This is a genomic window from Paraburkholderia sp. Ac-20342, from assembly GCF_017104985.1.
In the GTDB taxonomy this organism is placed as follows: Bacteria; Pseudomonadota; Gammaproteobacteria; order Burkholderiales; family Burkholderiaceae; genus Paraburkholderia.
Genome location: NZ_JAAGPQ010000123.1, coordinates 1 through 18,711 on the forward strand (window position 1 = coordinate 1; position 18,711 = coordinate 18,711).

General features: G+C 64.4%; 17 protein-coding genes and 1 pseudogene. 7 read left to right on the forward strand and 11 right to left on the reverse strand.

Features of this window, described 5'->3' with window-relative positions; all coding sequences use genetic code 11:
• Window positions 1–476, forward strand: a pseudogene (locus G3N58_RS34350) (hypothetical protein); the annotation flags it as partial.
• A 223-nt stretch (window positions 477–699) separates the two neighbouring features.
• Here the strand turns inward: G3N58_RS34350 and G3N58_RS30970 are convergent.
• From G3N58_RS30970 to G3N58_RS31000, 7 genes are all read right to left on the reverse strand, one after another.
• Window positions 700–1,416, reverse strand: coding sequence for a carbonic anhydrase family protein (locus G3N58_RS30970; RefSeq protein ID WP_167284899.1), 717 nt, complete (start codon window positions 1,414–1,416; stop codon window positions 700–702).
• 189 nt (window positions 1,417–1,605) lie between these two features.
• Entirely contained in the window at window positions 1,606–2,895 is a 1,290-nt protein-coding gene (locus G3N58_RS30975; protein ID WP_206001089.1) for a DUF445 domain-containing protein, read from the reverse strand.
• Between the two features lie 15 nt (window positions 2,896–2,910).
• Complete coding sequence (locus G3N58_RS30980; protein ID WP_240159373.1) at window positions 2,911–3,591, reverse strand: EcsC family protein; 681 nt, start codon at window positions 3,589–3,591, stop codon at window positions 2,911–2,913.
• A 173-nt stretch (window positions 3,592–3,764) separates the two neighbouring features.
• The gene (locus G3N58_RS30985; protein ID WP_167050115.1) at window positions 3,765–5,897 is read right to left on the reverse strand and encodes a heavy metal translocating P-type ATPase; all 2,133 of its coding nucleotides are present in this window, start codon (window positions 5,895–5,897) and stop codon (window positions 3,765–3,767) included.
• Between the two features lie 16 nt (window positions 5,898–5,913).
• Window positions 5,914–6,627 (reverse strand): HMA2 domain-containing protein, encoded by a 714-nt coding sequence (locus G3N58_RS30990; protein ID WP_167050117.1) that lies wholly within the window; start codon window positions 6,625–6,627, stop codon window positions 5,914–5,916.
• 93 nt (window positions 6,628–6,720) lie between these two features.
• Entirely contained in the window at window positions 6,721–7,287 is a 567-nt protein-coding gene (locus G3N58_RS30995; protein ID WP_205299367.1) for a DUF5132 domain-containing protein, read from the reverse strand.
• Window positions 7,288–7,320: 33 nt separating this feature from the next.
• Window positions 7,321–8,685 carry an amidase gene (locus tag G3N58_RS31000; protein ID WP_206001090.1) on the reverse strand — a complete coding sequence of 455 codons (1,365 nt, stop codon included), beginning with the start codon at window positions 8,683–8,685 and terminating at the stop codon, window positions 7,321–7,323.
• Window positions 8,686–9,101: 416 nt separating this feature from the next.
• On the opposite strand from G3N58_RS31000, the gene G3N58_RS31005 reads away from it, so the two are divergent.
• Entirely contained in the window at window positions 9,102–9,380 is a 279-nt protein-coding gene (locus tag G3N58_RS31005; protein ID WP_205299368.1) for a hypothetical protein, read from the forward strand.
• Between the two features lie 918 nt (window positions 9,381–10,298).
• The gene (locus tag G3N58_RS31010; RefSeq protein ID WP_167050121.1) at window positions 10,299–11,438 is read left to right on the forward strand and encodes a porin; all 1,140 of its coding nucleotides are present in this window, start codon (window positions 10,299–10,301) and stop codon (window positions 11,436–11,438) included.
• Window positions 11,439–11,612: 174 nt separating this feature from the next.
• Here G3N58_RS31010 and G3N58_RS31015 read toward each other — a convergent pair whose 3' ends face one another.
• Window positions 11,613–12,695, reverse strand: a complete 1,083-nt coding sequence (locus G3N58_RS31015) for a porin (protein WP_167050161.1) — start codon at window positions 12,693–12,695, stop codon at window positions 11,613–11,615.
• A 313-nt stretch (window positions 12,696–13,008) separates the two neighbouring features.
• Between G3N58_RS31015 and G3N58_RS31020 the strand changes: the two genes are divergently transcribed.
• Window positions 13,009–13,389, forward strand: coding sequence for a transposase (locus tag G3N58_RS31020; RefSeq protein WP_206001091.1), 381 nt, complete (start codon window positions 13,009–13,011; stop codon window positions 13,387–13,389).
• A gap of 341 nt (window positions 13,390–13,730) precedes the next feature.
• Entirely contained in the window at window positions 13,731–15,365 is a 1,635-nt protein-coding gene (locus G3N58_RS31025; protein ID WP_206001092.1) for an acyl-CoA synthetase, read from the forward strand.
• 43 nt (window positions 15,366–15,408) lie between these two features.
• Here the strand turns inward: G3N58_RS31025 and G3N58_RS31030 are convergent, their stop codons facing one another.
• On the reverse strand, window positions 15,409–16,044 hold the full coding sequence (locus tag G3N58_RS31030; protein ID WP_206001093.1) for a LysE family transporter: 636 nt from the start codon (window positions 16,042–16,044) through the stop codon (window positions 15,409–15,411).
• Window positions 16,045–16,599: 555 nt separating this feature from the next.
• Here G3N58_RS31030 and G3N58_RS31035 point away from each other — a divergent pair.
• Window positions 16,600–16,866, forward strand: a complete 267-nt coding sequence (locus G3N58_RS31035) for an H-NS family nucleoid-associated regulatory protein (RefSeq protein WP_167050129.1) — start codon at window positions 16,600–16,602, stop codon at window positions 16,864–16,866.
• A 156-nt stretch (window positions 16,867–17,022) separates the two neighbouring features.
• On the opposite strand, the gene pcaG is transcribed toward G3N58_RS31035, so the two are convergent.
• The gene (pcaG, locus tag G3N58_RS31040) at window positions 17,023–17,610 is read right to left on the reverse strand and encodes a protocatechuate 3,4-dioxygenase subunit alpha (RefSeq protein ID WP_167050131.1); all 588 of its coding nucleotides are present in this window, start codon (window positions 17,608–17,610) and stop codon (window positions 17,023–17,025) included.
• A 3-nt stretch (window positions 17,611–17,613) separates the two neighbouring features.
• Window positions 17,614–18,318: a protocatechuate 3,4-dioxygenase subunit beta gene (pcaH, locus tag G3N58_RS31045; RefSeq protein ID WP_167284912.1), complete on the reverse strand. Its 705-nt coding sequence runs from the start codon at window positions 18,316–18,318 to the stop codon at window positions 17,614–17,616.
• 111 nt (window positions 18,319–18,429) lie between these two features.
• On the opposite strand from pcaH, the gene G3N58_RS31050 reads away from it, so the two are divergent.
• Window positions 18,430–18,711, forward strand: a 282-nt coding sequence (locus G3N58_RS31050; RefSeq protein ID WP_206001094.1) for a LysR family transcriptional regulator, incomplete at its 3' end; no start/stop codon positions are given.

The window sequence follows — 18,711 nt, forward strand, 5'->3', positions numbered from 1 at the left end:
CCCGCGCGCTGGCCGACGGCGCGCGCGATGCGGGGGCGAGCGCGCCGTCCGCCGGCGCCGTGCCCACCGTACCTATTGCCAGCGCGTCCGCGAATCCGAACCACAAGCATGCGGCCAAGGCTGCCGAAACCCGGCACGAAGCGAAGGCCGCCGGGCATGCCGCGAACGCCAGGGAGGAAGCTCTCGCGAAGAAGCGGCACGACAAGCGCGCGACCGGCCAGAAGGATGATTCCGATGCCGATCTGCTGGCCGTGCTGGTCGCTCGCACGAAGCCCGCGAACGGCAAGGACGCCGCCGTGCATACGACGAAGGCGAAGGTGCAGACCGGCAAGCCGCTGACGCTGGCGGAACAGGTCAAGGCCTGCGGCGAGCGGGGCTTCTTCGAGGATCAGCTGTGCCGCTGGCGCGTGTGCGACGGGCATTGGGGCAAGGACCCGGTGTGCCCCGAGGCGGCGCGCGTGAGTACCGAGCATTGAGCCGCGCACCTTTGAATGACGCGCTGGCGTTGTTCAGAGGTGCATGTGTGCTCGCACGGTTCAGTGCGAGCCGCGCATCATGCCATGCTGCTGCCGCCGTATCCGCGGGAAGCGGCGGCGCGGCATCACGTAGATCGAGCCGGTCAAGCCGGCATCGCTGCCGCGCGCCTGGAGTCTGTTCTTGCGCGCGGCGCGTTTGTCCTGCGCGCCGATCGCCCCAGACTCACAACGTATATTTCAGCAGCGGTCGGCCGTTTAGCGGCTGCGTGTCGCGCGCATTGAACGCATAGTGCTGCCGGAACGCTTCTATGTCCGCACCCGACAGCGAGACCGGTTCGTTCAGCACGTACCATTCGACGTTTTCGGATAGCGGCGGCGTCGTCAGCGAGCCGAGATAGTGGTAGTAGCAGTTCATGCAGGCCGGCACGAGCGCGGCGGCGTCGAACGAGTCGAGCGGCACGCGAACGTCGCGCTGCGCGGCGCGCACGAGCGCGGCGAATTGTTCGTTGCCGGCCCCCTCGCGATATAGCACCGCAATTACCGCAAGCCGGCCGTCCTGCGCCTTGAATACGAAGTGCCCTTCGAGCGGATGGCGTAGGCCGTCGATCGTGTGCTCGGCCGGCGCGTGGAAATGCGCCTGCATCAACCTGAAGTGACGGCCGCGAATCGTCGCGGCGCTCTTCGCCGGCACGATCTGCACGGTGTTGCCGTTATCGACGACGCTCGCGCCTTCGCCCGTCACGTGCATCACGATCGCGTCGTTCTCGTCGGGCGTGCATTCGGCCAGGGTGACGTCCTCGCCGCGGATCTCGATCGGCGACTGCGATTCGCCCGATTCGAGGTGCCATTCTTTCTGATGGCGGTAGTCGAGCGGGTCGTCCTGCGATGGCGAAGTTACCTCGGCATGTTGCGCGGGAATCGGGCGGAGCGGGTTTGACATGCAATTACCTCTCGGGTCGACGATGGTGCATCGGCGCGATGGCGCTGGCCGGCGCGCAAGCAAAGCAGCGGCAACGACGGCGGGGTTCGGGCGCGGTTGCCGGGCCACACCCGTTTGCATCTTGTACAACCGTAAAGACAGCGCCATGACATCCCGCGGCCGGGCGGCTGCGCGCTCGACGGGCTGGCTTCACGACAGCAGACGTTCCGCCACGAAGATGCCCAATCCGACCAGTCCGCCGATCAGCGTCCCGTTGATACGGATGAATTGCAGGTCCTTGCCGACTTGCAGTTCGAGCTTGTCGATCAGCGTCGCGGTATCCCAGCGGGCGACCACGCCCGAAATAAAGCCGCCGATCTCGCTGCGGTTCGGCACGATTGCGGTGTAGACAAGCTGCTGCGCCCAGCGATTGACCAGCACGCTGACCTCGGCATGCGTATCGAGCCACTCGCCGGCTGCCGCGAGGCCACGCGCGAGGACTTGCTGCAGCACCCCCTCGCGCGCCGCCAGTTCGACCTGCAGCCTGTCGCCGGCCTCCGTGCCCAGCCATTCGAGGTAGCCGTCCAGCACCGCGCCGTCGAGCACTTCCGCCTTGATCCGCTCGCCCTCTTCGAGCAGTTGCGGGTCGTCGGCGAGACGCGTCATCAAGCCGTCGAGCATGCCGCGGTACTGCCGGCGCCAGACATGCCCGGGGTCCTCGCGCGCCGCGTCGATGGTTTTTTGCAGCTCGGCGAGGAACGCGTCCGTCACCTTGTCGTCGACCCAGCCCGGCACCCAGCGCGCGCTGCTGCCGGAGACCGCGCGGCGAATGTTGTCCTGATGCGCGTCGATGAAATCCTGCGCCCGGTCCAGTGCGGTGTCGAACGTGGCCTCATGATGTCCTCGCGCCACCAGCACCGACAGCAAGCGGCCGAGCAGCGGCGCCGCGGCAATGGAATCGATGCCTTTGCGCACGAGGCCGAGACTGTAGTCGCGCACTTCGCGACTACCCAGCGAGTCGAGCAGCAAGGGAAACAGATGCTGCAAACGGTCGGCAACCTGCGCGGCATGCTCGGGAGCGCGAATCCAGCGTGCCGCCCAGCCCGCCGCGTCAATCGCTTCGAGGCGGCCCGTCACTTCCGCGGGCGTCAGGAAATTGCTCGCGACAAAAGCGCCGAAACTCTCGCCGATCCGCACCTTGTGCCGCGCGATCACCGCGGTATGCGGCAGCGGTACGCCGAATGGATGACGGAACAGCGCCACGACCGCGAACCAGTCGGCGCAGGCGCCGACCATCGCCGCTTCGGTAAACGCATGGACATAGGCGAGCCAGGGCCAGTGCATCCGCGCTATCGCGATCGAAGTCGCGACGAACAGGATCAGCATCAGAAGCAGCAAGCCGCCCGCCAGCCAGCGCATGCGTCTGAGCTCGATGCGGCGCAGGTCGACCGCGAACCGCGCCGCGGTTGCGTCGGAGCCCCTCGGCGGCTTGCTGACCATTACGCCAGGCCGAAGTCAGGACGCGCGCTTCGCCGGCAACCGGGGCGCAGGCACTTGTAAGCACTGTTGATATGCATGACGAACGGTCTCGCTGTCGTAGATGCGTTCCAGACGCCTGATCGTGAAATGTCCGCGCGCGACACGGTGAAAGTGATCCGCAAAAATGACGTTCAAGGTGGCGCCGCCCACCGCGCCGAGTACCGGCACCATGCTGGCCGCCGACATATCCGCCGCCATCAGGCCAAAACGCCCGACGATTTCGCCGACCAGCTTGGCGACGATCGGCGTCGAGGCATTGACCGCTCCCCGCTCCGAAATGAGCGCGGCCACGTCGACGGTCAGTTTCGTCAACATCAGGCGCGTGGCGTAGTAACCGGCGTTCAGTTCATTGCGTCGGCCCAGCGTATCGTGCGTGCCGAGCGCGAACACCTCGAGACAGGCGAGGCGGGTCTCGAGCCGGCTCAGATCCTCGCCTTCGGCACGCGCAATCTCGGCGATGGCGCGCAGCATCAACGCGGTGGTCAACGGCAATTCCACCGGTAGCGCCATCACCCCGAAAAAGCCGCCGATGCCACCGGCCGCGCCGATCATCAGCTTGCTCATCCATGCGCTGCCCACCGCGTCGGGGCCTTCGTCCAGCGAGTTGATCGCCAGCTCCAGGCAACGGAAAATCGCCGACTGCACGACCTCGCGCATGCGCCGGTTGAGGCCGCCCGGAAAATGCTCGACCAGCGCATTGAGCGGCTGGCCGGCATAATCGGCCAGCCGCGCGGCAAAGTGCGGATGTTCGAGCCTATCCACCGCCGCGCTCAGTTCGCGCCGATGTTGCGAGGTCATGGCGTGGCCGGTCCTGGCCGGTGCGGACGGTTTCATGAGCGGCGCAACGCGGGTCGAATGCCGTTCAGGCTGGCAACGATCGCCGAGCCGTTGCTGATGACGGCCGTGATCTCGGGGCTGACCAGCCCGCCGGGCAGGGCCAGTCCCAGGGCGACCGCGTTCATCGCCGCGACGATTCCATAGTTCTGCTTGATAAGGCCCACCGCGCCACGCGAAATCTCGATGGCCTTGATGAGCTTCCACAGCGAATCTTCCATCAGCACCACGTCGGCCGACTCGTGCGTGATATCCGCGCCGTATTTCATCGCGATGCCGACATCGGCAAAGCTGAGCGCGGGCGAATCATTGATGCCGTCGCCGACCATCGCCACGACGCGCCCTTCCCGCTGCAACTGCAAGATCACCTCGGCCTTGTCGGCGGGCATCATGTTGGCCACCTGACGGGTCAGCCCGACGCGCTCGCCCACCGCGCGCGCGACTACGGCGTTGTCGCCGGTCAGCATGATCGTGTCGCGAATGCCCATGCGGTGCAGCGTCTCGACGATGTCCCGGCTCTCCGGGCGAATCCGGTCTTCGTAGGCGATCAGTCCGGCCAGCTTGCCGTCGATCGCCACGTACAGACTCGAGCAGCCGCGCGCGTCGATCGCCGTGCGCTCGGCCGCGATGTGGTCGACGCGAATTTCGTTCTGGCGCAGAAAGCGCTCGCTGCCGACATGCATGTAATAGCCGTTGACCTGGCCTTCCACGCCGAGGCCGATCCGGTATTCGGTCTCATCGCAAGGCGGCGGCAATAGCCGCAGTTCGCGGCTTTTCTCGCGCAGCGCCTCGGCCACCGGGTGCTGCAGATGCGTTTCGGCCGCCACCGCGAGTTCGAGCAGATGCTCTGACGAAATATTCGGCATGAACGACTGCATCTGCACCACATGAGGCGTGCCGACGCTCAGCGTGCCGGTCTTGTCGAATACCACGGTATCGACTTGCGCCAGCTTTTCCATATGGCCGCCACTCTTGATCACGATGCCGGCGCGCGCGGCGTGCGTCATCGACGACAGCACGGCGGTCGGCGCCGCGACGCGAATGCCGGTGCCGAAGTCGACGATCACGAGCGACAGGAAACGGTTGAAATCGCGCGACAGCAGCGCCGTGCCGATCGCGAGGCCGAGCGTCGGCATCACGAGGCGGTCGGCGAAGCGTTCCGCGTGGTTCTGCATGCGCGTGTCGCCGATCGGCGCGGAGTCGACCAGGTGCGCGATCTGACCGGCAGTGGTTTGCGCGCCGACGCGCAGCGCGCGCAGCGTCAGTTGCCCCTCGCGCAGCACCGTGGCCGCGAATACCGCTTCGCCGGCCTTGCGCGACACCGGCAAGCCTTCGCCCGTGATCGTCTTCTGATCGATCATGCCGTGGCCGTGGGTGATTTCGCCGTCGACCGGAATCATCTCCCCCGGATAGACCACCACTGAATCGTCGACCGCGAGTTCGGTCGCCGGAACGGCGACGATTTCGCCGTCGCGCACCACCCAGGCCGTCTTGCTCTGGAATTCGAGCAGCTCGGTCACGGCGCGCTTCGAGCCGGCCGCGGTCAGATCGCGAATCCAGTCACCAAGGCGGATCAGCCAGGTAATCACGCCGCCCGTCACCATGTTGCCCTGGCCGATCGACACCGAAATCGCCAGCGTATCGAGGAAGTCGACGTTCAGACGCTGCTCGGTACGCCAGACATGCCAGGCACGCCTGAAGATCGGGAATGCGTTGTGCAGCATCAACGGGACGTTGAGCGCGAACAGCACGGGATTCGACGAGAACGCCATGGCCAGCGACAGACTCGGCAACGCCAACGGCCAGCGCGGCCGCTCCGGCACCGTCTGACTGCGCGCGGCACCGACCGCGCGCGCGCCGCCGGTCGGATCGAGGTACTGGAGCAGTTGCCCGAGATCGGCCAGGCTGAAGCCTTCGAGCATTTCGAGCAGTGCATCGACCTCGTCGAGTTTCGCGGGCTCGTAATGAATAATCAGGCTCGCGCAATCGTATTTGATGCAGGCGTCGTCGATGAAATCCTGTTGTTTGAGCCACGACAGCGCGGATTCGGCGAGCGGGGACGGTGCGCACAGCACGGGCACGTGCAGGCGCACGCGACCGGGGATCGCGTGACGGATGGAAAATTCCATGTGGCTTCCGGTTGGCTCAGCGTGCGGCCGAAGACATCGGCGCGGCCGCTGGCGCCGCGTGCCCTTCGTGTTTCAACTCGACAAAATGATTGGCGGCGAACAACGCAAGCGTCACCCACATGGGGGTCGCCGCCTCGGCACCGATTTCGGCGAAGGTCACGACGGCCAGCCCGGCCACGAGAACGATCTTCAGATCGATGGTGTTGCCGCTCAACGACTTGATCTGGTAGTCGAGCTTCCTGATCGTGTCGACCGCCACGCGCACCGTATGGGAGCGCTCGGCCAGGAACTCGGCCTCGGCTTCGATCTTCTTCGCAATCTCGCCGATTTCATCACCGGGCAGCGCGGCGTGCACCGACATGTCGTTCTGCGCACAGTAGTGATGGAAATGCGCCTGGAATTCGCGTTCCCGCTTCAGGTCGTAATGGATCACGATGCTGCCGGTATCGTGCTTGGCCTTGACCTTGGTGATGCCGGGAATCGACATGAAGACGTTCTGGAACATCTCCAGATACGCGGGATTGTGCTTCGCGCCAGGAATACGCATGCGCACGCGTCCCGGCACCTTGTGCTCGATACGGATCACGTGCTTCTTTTTCCTGGCCGGTTCGGCGGCACGGCTCTCCTGCGCCGGCGGCGTCGGTGACGCTTCCGGCCGCGGCTGCGGATCGTTCGTTACCGCAGGCGCGGCGTCATGGTGAGCGGCACCAGAGTGGGGAACTTGACTCATGAAAGATCGACGTGGGGCAGGAGAAAGGGTGCAGTCCTTCCTGCCGGTTGGAACGGCACCCAGGCAACGTGCTGGCGCTGCAAAGCGGCGGAATCAGGCTTTGGCGGGCTCGACGGCCGGCGCGATTCCGTCCGCCGCCGCGGCTTCTTCGGCGTGCACCTCAGCCGCGATATCGCTCACGTGCTCGCGCACCTCGCCGACGGCCGAACGCGCCTTGCGACCGAACTTGTAGGCCCCGCGCACCGTGCTGTTGAACAACGGCTGTACGCGCTCGCCCAGTTTCGGCAGATACTTGGGCGCCAGAACCGCGGCCGCGCCGATCAGAATGCCCGGAATCAGAGCCGCCTCGAACAGCGCGGCGCCCACGACCACCACGCCGACGGTCGCCGCCTTCGACGTGAAATCCTCGCCGTTGCGAACCGGATGGTCTTCTTCGCCGTCAACCATGCGCGCATGCCCGGACATGGTTCCTTCTTCGTCCAAGGCAGCCCCTTCGCCGAGTTTGACTTTGTACTTGCCCATGGTTCGGTGATCCTTTTCTGCAGTTGTTTGGAGAGATCCGGCCCGTCGCCCGTTTTCGGGGCGGGTTGTTCTTTTTAATCGAACCGGGTGACTCGTCCATGACCGCCTTATTTCATATTCCTCATCGATTGATTGCAAAAGCATTTGCAATGCCGACTATGCGGTTACGGATCATCGCCCCGCAGCCTCGTTCACGAACCAGCGGGCCAGCGAAAACAGCGCGGCATCCTCGCCGGCCGCGCCGATGAACTGCAGCCCGAGCGGCAGGTTCTCGTCGCGCAGCGCCGGCAGCGTCAGCGCGGGAACGCCGAGGATCGATGCCGGCACCGCGAAGCCGGGGTTGCCTGTCGACGTGAAGCCGCGTGGCGCGGCGCCGGTCGCGCCGAGCGTCACGACGCCGTCGCAGTTCGCCATCAGCTCGGCGAACGTGTCGCGCAGCCTCGCGCGGCGCGCGAGCGCAGCCGCATAGTCGTGCTGGGTCATCGCCGTGGCATTGGCGAGGCGCCGCAGCAGCGCATGGCTAATCGCGCTCGCGTTGGTCTGAGCGTAGCCTTCGAGCGGCCAGCGCGATTCCCACGCGATGATCGACAGCGTCAGTTCCAGCAGGCCGTCTGCCAGCTCCCGTTCGAATTGTTCGACCACCTCTGCCTGCGCGCGGGTGACGACTTCCACGCCGCGTTCGCGCAGCCAGGCCGCCGCGGCATCGAGCGCCGCACGCGCGCCGGGCGTCGCCGCGCTCAAGCCCGCGGTTTCGAGCAGCACGAGGCGGCGCGGCGCGCGCGCGTCCGGCAAGCTGTCGGGGCCCATGAGACCCGCATGGCCGGGATCGCCGCCGACCCGCGAGGCGATGGCGCGAGCCGCTGCCCAGACGTCGTCGAGCGTCGTGCCGAGCAGGCCGGCGGCGCTGTGGCTCAGGTGGTCGAAGCTGCCGCTGCGGTTCAGTGCGCCATAGGTCGGCTTGAAGCCGATGCAGCCGCAATAGCTGGCCGGCCGGATCGTCGAACCCACTACCTGGCTGCCGAGGGCGAGCGGCACGAAGCCCGCGCCGACCGCCGCGGCCGATCCGGCGCTCGAACCGCCGGGCGTGCGCTGCGGATCGTGAGGGTTGGCCGTGCTCGAGAACATTTCGGTGGCCGCGAATTCGGCCGTCGAGGTCTTGCCGACGATGATCGCGCCAGCCTGGCGCAACGCCTGCACGCTGGCCGCATCGCGCCGCGTCTGCGTGCCGGTCCACATCGGCGAGCCTTGGGCGGTCGGCAGGTCCGCCGTTTCGATGATGTCCTTGACGCCGATCGCGATGCCGTCGAGCGGCGACAGCGGCTTGCCGTCGAGCCAGCGTTGCGTCGAGCGTTGCGCCTCGGCGCGCGCGCGTTCGAGGGCCAGCGCGACGAACGCGCGAACCTCGTGCTCGCGGGCATCGAGGCGCGCGAGCCCGGTTTCCAGCAGCGCGAGCGGGCTCGTCGCGCCGCTCCGGAACGCGGCGGCATGGCTGACGTAGGAAGAGGGCGGCGTATAGGCGATCAGCGGGCTCTGCATCGGCGGAAGTCCTTCGATAGGCGTTTGAGAATGGACAGCGGGACGGCGGGCGCGGCACCGGGTCGGCGGATGGGGCCGCACTGCATGGATATACCATGACAATCGACGAGCCGACGAGCTTGACCGGCCTGGAAATGCCGGCTTGCGGCGCGGGCGGCTCGTGCCGCGACAAGACAGCGTGGCGACACGGCGTGACTGGCCGGCATCGGGCCTCGGACAGTGCGCCTGAGCGAAGGCGCAGCTTCCCTGCATTCCACCCGCCGACTCCATCGCCTTCTTTGGCGGGCCAGCGCACAGAGCGGCACCTTGCGTGACGATAGTCTTGTTTCAAACGGGACGAAGAATCCGTTGCCCGGAGAATGGCATGTCGTTGGTGACAGGTCGGCTTCCACACCATATCAATAACGAGAACCATCATGCGAGCTGACCATACCGCCGCCGAGACGATCCCATCCCAGCCGTTGGCGAGCACGCCGCTCGACGGCGCCGGCGAAGACATGCCGCAACGGCCGGCGCGGGCACTGACGCGAGCCGCTTTCTGTTTTGCGTGGCTTTTCGGGCTGGAGCCGTTCCTCGCGGTATCGACGGATGACGCGCGGGGCTCGCGGCTCGATCGTCACCAGGCGTTCGGCGGTGTGTCACGGAGCAGCGCGCATCATCTTCCCGAAGACGGGGGCGCGCCCAGGCACCCGTAGCGCCGACCATAAGCCGGGAGACCGTGGAATCAGGGAAACTCCGTGTGAAAACCACGGCAGTCAGGCCGTTAAATAAAGACGGGAAGGCTTATTGACGTAGGCCATCCGCTTTCAGCACGGGTTTTGTCACGCGACGGTCGGCGTCGCAATTCACCTCCGGGCAACACCCGTGCTGAAGGCTTCTTCGTGCGCGGCACGCAAGCCTTAATCGGCGCGGAAAAACCGCGAACCGAAGCCAGAATCAGAAAAACCGCCGTGAAGGCGGTTTTTTTTGGCAGCCGCGTCTGAACCGGCGGAAGCCGGGAGCATTGAGCAGCGAGGCTGAGCGGGCTTGCCTGCACGCAGCGCATAGCCGATACGCGAGTATCCGCATGTAATCGTGAAATAAATGGATTGCGTCGCAATCCATTCGGTAATTTCGACGTCGTGGGTCTTATCGCGAAAATGACAGCATTAACTTTACTAAGTTCCCGGAATTAAAAAATAAATTTCGCACGCCGCCCAAAACCCTCTCTTCAATCGCCTTTTATTACAAAAAATTAGTCGGCGATATTCACGAATCGTTCCGACCCGATTACGTCACGCGTATTAAAGAGCGTTGCAAACACGCAACTTCGAAGATTGAGATGTTGAAAGTTGATTTTGGCTAAGGCAGCCGAACTCCTGTCATTATTTTGCAATAAACGTCGGAAAAACAACTACTTAACGCCACCTGCCCGAACATTGTTGCGAATTTTGAAAAATCCTGTTGCGCAAACTACCCGCGTCGCTATTAGGGTGTCCACCTACACTCACGCTTCGCTTGAAGGGTGCCCCGTCGATCCGAGCGTTCGGCCGACAAGGCGGCAGCAGATGCGATGCGTCCCGCTGCCGAGGCAAGTCCTGCTCCCCGTGAAAATTTTTCGAATTGGAGTTCCCATGAAAAAGAGTCTTATCGTCGTCGCGGCTGCCGCATCGGTCGCATCGGTCGCTCACGCACAAAGCAGCGTGACCCTGTATGGTGTGCTCGACGCGGGCCTGACGTACACCAGCAACGTTGCTGGCCATTCCAAGTGGGCAGCAGGTAGCGGCGGCATCAGCCAGAGCATGTTCGGCCTGCGCGGTTCGGAAGACCTGGGCAACGGTCTGAAGGCAATCTTCACGTTGGAAAGCGGCTTCGACATCAACAACGGCAAGTTCGCCAACAACAACGGCATGTTTAACCGTCAGGCATTCGTCGGCCTGTCGAGCGCGCAATTCGGTACGGTCACGCTGGGTCGCCAGTACGACGCAGTGCAGGACTACCTCGCGCCGCTGACCGCAACGGGCAGCTGGGGCGGCACGTCGTTCGCGCACCCGTTCAACAACGACAACCTGAACACCAACGGCGGTCTGTCGGTCAACAACTCGATCAAGTACTCGAGCGCTAACTACGCAGGCTTCACGTTCGGCGGCACGTACGGCTTCTCGAACCAGGCTGGCGCATTCGCGAACAACCGCCAGTACAGCCTGGGTGCTGCATACCAGTGGCAAGGCCTGCACCTCGGTGCTGCCTACGCGCAACAGAACAACCCGAACGGCAACGGCGGCGCATCGGACGGCGTGCTGGCGAACACCTCGGGCGTTCTGGAAGGCAACTTCCGTCAGCGTCAGTTCGGCGCGGCAGCTTCGTACGGCTTCGGCCCGGCGCTGGTCGGCGTGGCCTGGACGCAATCGCGCGTCGACAACCTGGTCGGCGCAGCGGACGGTCAGCGTCAAGGCTACACCAACAACTACGAAATCAACGGCAAGTACAACCTGACCCCGGCTCTCGGCCTCGGCATCGCGTACACGTTCACCGACGCACGCGGCTACGGCGTCAACGCCGACGGTAACGACATGAAGACCCGTTACCACCAGATCGGCCTGCAGGCTGACTACTCGCTGTCGCGTCGCACCGACGTCTACGCTCAGGCCGTGTACCAGCACGCAATGGGCGACGGCGGCGTGGCTTCGATCTACAGCGGCGACAACTCGGTTCCGACGTCGTCGTCGAAGAACCAGACGGCTGCTACGGTCGGCCTGCGTCACCGCTTCTAAGCTTCCGCAGAAGCCTGTAGTTCATGCAGTAGAAAAGGGTGCCGTTCGCGGCACCTTTTTTATGTGCGCGTCGCTTGCCGATCCGGCGAGTCGACGCAAAAAACCCGGTATCCGCCACAACGGATACCGGGTTTTTTTATGCCGCGAGAGGGGCCTGCGCGGGCCCCATCCGCGTCAGAAAATCGTTCGCAGACCGAGCGCGATGCCGGTCTGGTTGTTGCGGCCCGGCAGTTCGACCGATGCGGCGCCCGACACCTTGTCGAAGTCGACGGTGCCGTACACCTCGGTGCGCTTCGACAGCGCGTACTCGGCCAACGCCACGAACGTGTAGCGATAGCCGCTGCCCAGTTCGCCGTTGCCGATTGCCGCGTTCGACATATGGTCGTAGTACGCCGCGCCCGTCAGCGTGAGCGCGCGCGTGGCCTGCCACGTGACGCCGGCGAACGGGCCGTTGTCGATGCGCCCCGAGCCCTGGACGATATCGACACCCGGCACGAGCGTCTGCTGCGCGAGCGCGCTGTCGACGAAGCCCGTGTCGTCCTTCGAATGCAGATAGCCGACGTACAGCTTCGCCGCGCTGAACGCATAAACCGCGTTGGCATTGAAGACGGTCTGCTTGCGATTGCCGTTGTCGCTGTTTTGCTGCACGCCGGCCGCGACCGACAGCGGACCCGCCACGTACGACAGCGTGAAGCCGTACATATTGCCGGCGCCGAGATGGCCCGGCACCTGGCCCGAGAAGCCGTCCTCGCCGGTCGAGGTCGAGTTCGTGCCGAACGAGTACATCGCGGCCACCGTCAGGCCCTGGAACGTGCCGCTATATTTGACCGCGTTGTCGGCGTAGAGCCCCGCGCCGAGCGCGCCCGGCAACCACGAGTTCTCGTTGTAGTTACCGACCGTGAGCGGGTCGTAGGTATCGCCGAGCAGATCGAACAGCGGCGTCTTCTGGCGACCGAGCGTGAGCGTGCCGTACGGGCTGCTCAGGCCCACGTACGCGTTGCGGTTGAAGATGCGATGGCTGTCCGATGCCGAGCCGTCCTGCAGGTTGATGCCGCTTTCCAGATCGAAGATCGCCTTCATGCCGTGACCCAGGTCTTCCGAGCCGCGCAGACCCCAGCGGCTATTGGTGATCGCGCCGTTCGTCATGTACAGGCGGTTGTCGTTCCGGGCGTTCGAGTTCGTCAGATAGCGCACGCTGACGTCGGCGACGCCGTACAGCGTGATCGAACTTTGCGCGCAAGCCTGCTCCGACGTCATGGCGAGGGCGGCTCCGCCCACGACTGCGGCGGTCTTGAGAAAGCAGAGATGTCTCACTGGTTTTCCTGCGTGTGGATGGGTGGATTTTTTCGTTTGGACACGGCGCTCGCGGGCGGGCCGCGGCGCCGGGCGCGCCGATGATAGACCACGACTCGCATTGCACCCTTCATGCAGCGGTGCAATAACTTATTGTGTTTTTTGACAATTGCACTCGCGCGATTAACAAGAATTGACCTTTGCCCAGGCTCGGTTCGAGTAGTCTCAAAAATATTCGCTATAGATATTGTTTCGCAGAGACGCTCGCATACACGTTGTGCGCGAGCGCGCCGCGCTTTTATGCATGAATATTCCTTCTTCCGAACCGCTGACGGCCTGGCCCGCCGTTCAGGAGTTAACCGACGAGCAATGGCTGCGGGTCGAGCCGCTGCTGCCTGAATCGCTGAACGAGGGGCCACGTCGCGGACGTCCGCCGATCGATCTGCGCCGCGTGCTGGATAGCGTGATGTGGGTGTTGCACGCGCGCGCGCCGTGGAGCGCGATGCCCGAGCATCATGTGCCGTATCAGACCGCGCATCGCTATTATTTGCGCTGGAAAAAATCCGGTGTGCTGACCGCGATCATGTTCGCGCTGTTCAAGACGGATGCCGTTCTCGAACGGCGCGCGACACGTCGCGGCGGTGTGCGCCTGGATTAGCGCGTTCGTTTGCGCTGCGCGGACGTGTCGCGCGGCGTCTCGATATAGACTCGTGGAAAAGCCGTCACCGGATTATTCCGGCGACGGCTTTTTCAATTCCCGCACAATGGAATGGCGGGCGTGTGAAGTCATGCAGGGGTTTCTTCGAGTGGTCGTCGCGCAAAGCCGGCGGGCGGAGCGCCATTGATCGGCAGCAAACGGCCTGGAAGCCGTACTGGCCGGGCCGGTTCGAGCACGCTACGCTGCTATTTGAATGACGGGCAGTTCACGCCGACAATAGCGAAGCCAGCTCATCAACCAGAACAATCGGCGGCGCGGCTCGCGCCTCAGGAGACGATGCAATGACGAAGCACAGGTTCGACGACGGTCTCGAGCAGCGCGAGGCCAATTATGTCCCGCTCACGCCAATCGACTTCCTCGCGCGCGCCGCGCAGGTGTACGGCGAGCGGCTCGCGATCGTCCACGGGGAGATTCGCCGCAGCTGGAGCGAGACCTACGAACGCGCGCGGCGGCTCGCGAGCGCGCTGCGCGAGGCCGGCATTGGCCGTGGCGATACGGTCGCCGCGCTGCTGCCCAACATTCCGCCGATGATCGAGGCGCACTTCGGCGTGCCGATGGCGGGTGCCGTGCTCAACACGCTCAATACGCGGCTCGACGTCGCCTCGCTGCTGTTCATGCTGCGCCACGGCGAGGCGAAGGTGCTGATCGTCGATACCGAATACGGCGAGCTCGCGCATCGCGCCGCGCTCGAGTTTCCCGGGCTGCTCGTGATCAGCGTGGCCGACGCTCAGCCCGCCGACGCCGCGCAGTTTATCCGCGCGACCGACTACGAAGCGTTCCTGCAAGCGGGCGACCTGGCCTTCGAGTGGACCCGGCCCGCCGACGAATGGGATGCGATCGCGCTCAACTACACGTCGGGCACGACCGGCGATCCGAAGGGCGTGGTCTATCACCATCGCGGCGCGTATCTGAATGCGCTCAGCAATATCCTCGAATGGGACATGCCGAAGCACGCGGTCTATCTATGGACGCTGCCGCTGTTTCACTGCAACGGCTGGTGCTTTCCGTGGACCGTCGCCGCGCGCGCGGGCGTCAACGTCTGCCTGCGCAAGTTCGATGCGAAGACCGTGTTCGAACTGATTCGCCGCGAGCGCATCACGCATTACTGCGGCGCGCCGATCGTGCAGAACGCGCTCGCCAATGCGCCGGCCGAGTGGCGCGAGGGTATCGAGCATCGCGTCTCGACGATGGTCGCGGGCGCGGCGCCGCCGCCCGCGGTGATCGCGAAGATGAGGGAGATCGGCTTCGATCTGACGCACGTGTACGGCCTCACCGAAACCTATGGGCCGGCGGCCGTCTGCGCGAAGCAGGACGCGTGGGATGCGCTCGACGAAAACACGCGCGCCGATCTGACCGCGCGCCAGGGCGTGCGTTATCACCTGCAGGCGGCCGTCGCGGTGCTCGACCCGGACACGCTCGAAGCGGTGCCGGACGACGGCGAAACGCTCGGCGAGATCATGTTTCGCGGCAACATCTGCATGAAGGGCTATCTGAAGAACGAACGCGCGACCGAAGCGGCGTTTCGCGGCGGCTGGTTCCATACCGGCGATCTTGGCGTACGCACGCCCGACGGCTATATCCGCATTCGCGACCGCAGCAAGGACATCATCATCTCGGGCGGCGAGAATATTTCGAGCATCGAGGTCGAGGACACGCTGTATCGCCATCCGGCGGTATCGGTCGCGGCGGTGGTCGCGATGGCCGATCCGAAGTGGGGCGAAGTGCCGTGCGCGTTCATCGAACTGAAGGAAGGCGCGCAGGCGACCGAGGAAGACATCATCGCGCACTGCCGGCTGTTTCTGGCCGGCTACAAATTGCCGAAGGCGGTGCGTTTCGGGGAATTGCCGAAGACGTCGACGGGGAAAATCCAGAAGTTCGAACTGCGGGCGCGCATCAAGGCGGAAGGCAAGGGCTGACGCGCGGGGCGCGCGCTACGAACGGCGCGCGCCCATGCATCGCTCAGATTCCCACCTTGTGCGCGTTCAGAATCAGGCGCAACCCGAGTGCCGTGACCGCGCTCGCGGCGATGCGGTCGATCCACGCCTTCCAGCGCAGATAGATTTCGCGCGGACGCCTGCTCGAAAAGCACAGCGCGACGATCGTGTACCAGCCGGCCTCGATCGCGAAGATCGCGGGCGGCAGCGCGAAGTAGCACCACACCGGCGGATGCTGCGGCAGCAGCGCGGCGAAGATACTGCCGTAGTAGATGGCTGTTTTCGGATTGCTGAGCTGCGTGCTAAGGCCGATCCAGAACGATTTGCGCGGATTGCCGGCGCCGCTTTGCGTGGCGTCGAAGGCGAGCGGCTTCGCGGCGCCGCGCCAGATTTTCGAGGCGAGGTAGACGAGGTAGACGCCCCCGGCGATTTTCAGGCCGACGTACAGCCATGCGACCGTCGCGAGCAGTGTATAGAGGCCGAGCAGCGCGATGCCGCTGAAGAACACGCCACCGATGCCCATGCCGAGCGCCGTCGCCAGACCGTCGCCGCGCGACAGGCCGATCGCATTGCGTGCGACGATGACGAAGCTCGGCCCGGGACTCATCGCGCCCAGCAGCAGCGCGGCGAGAATCGTGAGGACGGCGGTCGAAGCGGGCATGGTCGTGTCTCCTGTGAGGTGGTCCCGTCGCTCGAAGCGCTGGCGTGACGGGCCGAGCGGGGCGGCTTGTGAGGGCCGGGGTGTGGAGTATCGCATTGTCTGGCGGGAACGCGGCTGAAGTCATGCCCGCTGAAAGGGACATAAGGGGACATAGAGACATCAGCCGAACAATCGGCGGCAAAGGCAAGAGTCCTTTGCTACGGGCGAAATAAGCCCAATGCTAGAATGGCCTTCCATACGCCGCCGCTCCCTCGAACCCGTGAGGCGAGGCCGGGGCGTAGTTCGGGGACGCAATTCAAAGGTGTAATTCGAACCGCCCGGCGGCGAATGCGTCCGATCTCCGTGTTCCGGTTCAGGCGCTTCCATCGGCAATCAAACAGGCATGGCTGGCAGATGCGGGTTTTCACGCATCCTTGAAAAGGCTGTGCATTCGGATTACTGAGTGGATTACCCCGCGAATTGCCTTGCTTCCTCTGAATCGAACACGGGCTTCGCGTTGTTTTGCGAAATTCCCGGTTGTCTAACGCCAGCAGGCTGCTGCGATACCAATACGCTATGAAAGAGCAAGAACGGCAACAACGACTGTTCGAACACGATGAGAATGTGCGCGAGCGCATGGTCGCGTGGATTCGCCGACGCATGGACGACTACGACATCACACTCGAAGCGCTGGCCGAATCGCTCGAAGCCGACGAGAAAGCCGCCAGCGCGGTGAAGTACCGCGACGCGTTCGGCAATACGTGGGATGGTCGCGGCGATAAACCCGCCTGGCTCGCGCGCGCGATTTACGCGGGACAAAGCATCGAACATTTCCGTTGCTGAGCGCGCCACCCGGCATCGCGGCAAAAAAGCGAAAGCCAAAAAAAAGCCCGCTTAAAGGCGGGCTCAACTCTTACTACTCGGAGTTTCACGATCCAGTCGCTTGACGGATCACGTCGAGTGTAATTGAAAGCGATATGAAAGTGTGAAAAAACCGCTTCACAGATCAAAAAACACGGTTTCCTTATCGCCCTGCATGCGGATGTCGAAGCGGTAGACGTTCGCCGCACCCGGTTCGCGACGCGCGATCAGCGTGTTGCGGCGCTCGGCCGGCACCGACGCCAGCACGGCGTCCTGGCCGTTTGCCTCGGCTTCGTCTTCGAAGTAGATGCGCGTGAACGTGTGCAGCAGCATGCCGCGCATCGTCAGGATCACGTTGATGTGCGGCGCTTCGGTGGGGTTCGCGCGGCCCGGCTTCACCGTCTCGACGATAAAGCGCTTGTGCGGGTCCGTGCCCGTGCCGACGCGCGCAAAGCCGTGAAAACCGGTCTTCAGGATTTCCTCGCGCGATTCCGGATAGTGGCCGTTCGAATCGACCTGCGACATCTCGACCATCGCGTCGCCGACCGCGTTGCCGTCGCCGTCGAACACCTGGCCGACGATCGTGATGTGCTCGCCGGCCGCTTCCATGTCGGCGAGGACGTGCGTGAACAGGCTCTTGTAGTCGAAGTCGTATTGCTGCGGGCAAAGACCGTAGGCGAAGTACGGGCCAACGGTTTGCGAAGGCGTTTGCTTGAGGGTCGTCATGGCTTAGCGCTCCATCGGGGTTTCGTTCGGGCCGCGCAGCACGATGTCGAAATCGTAGCCGAGCGCATAAGCCTCTTGGGTGGTGTCGAGCGAGAACTTCGCGATCATGCGCTCACGGGCATGTTCCGGTGTGCCTTGGTAGATCGGGTCGAACGCGAGCAGCGGGTCGCCGGGGAAGTACATCTGCGTGACGAGACGCGAGCCGAAGTGGTCGCCGAACAGCGAGAAGTGGATGTGCTGCGGACGCCAGGCGTTCGGGTGATTGCCCCACGGATACGCGCCCGGCTTGATGCTCAGGAAGCGGTAGCGGCCTTCGTTGTCGGTGAGACAGCGGCCCGCGCCGAGGAAGTTCGGGTCGAGCGGCGCGTCGTGCTGGTCGGCCTTGTGCACGTAGCGGCCGGCCGCGTTCGCCTGCCACACTTCGACGAGCGTGTTGCGCACCGGGCGGCCGCCTTCGTCGAGCACGCGGCCCGTCACGATGATGCGCTCGCCGAGCGGCTCGCCGTTGCGCACCGCGTTGCGCGTCAGATCGTGGTCGAGCGCGCCGAGGTCCTCGGTGCCGTAGACCGGCACGCGCTGGTCGCGCAGCTTTTCCTTCAGCGGGATCAGCGGGCGGGTGGGACCGCGTTTGACCGACGAACCGTACTGGGGATAGACGTAAGCGGGATGGGACGCGAACTCGCGCGGGGTGAGGGAAGAATCTTCCATGAAGTGTCTCCGTGGGAGGAATCGTGGGGGGCGACGTTGTGACAGGAACTTTATCCAAAGCCGGCGGTTATGCAAAATGACGTTTTCACCCGTTTCGTATAACCTCACGTTATGCAACGAAGCCTCGCGGATAGCCGCGTCAAATTCCGTCATCTCCAGTGCTTTCTGGCCGTCGCGCAGTTCGGCAGCGTCCAGCGGGCGGCGGACAGCCTGTCCATCACGCAGCCGGCCGTGTCGAAGACGGTCGCTGAGCTCGAGGCGATTCTCGGCGTGAAGCTGTTCGAGCGCGGCCGCCACGGCGCGGTGCCGACCCGCGAGGGACAGCTCTTCATGCCGCACGCGAGCGCCTGCGTGAGCGCGCTGCGCCAGGGCGTCGACCTGCTCGCGCGCGCG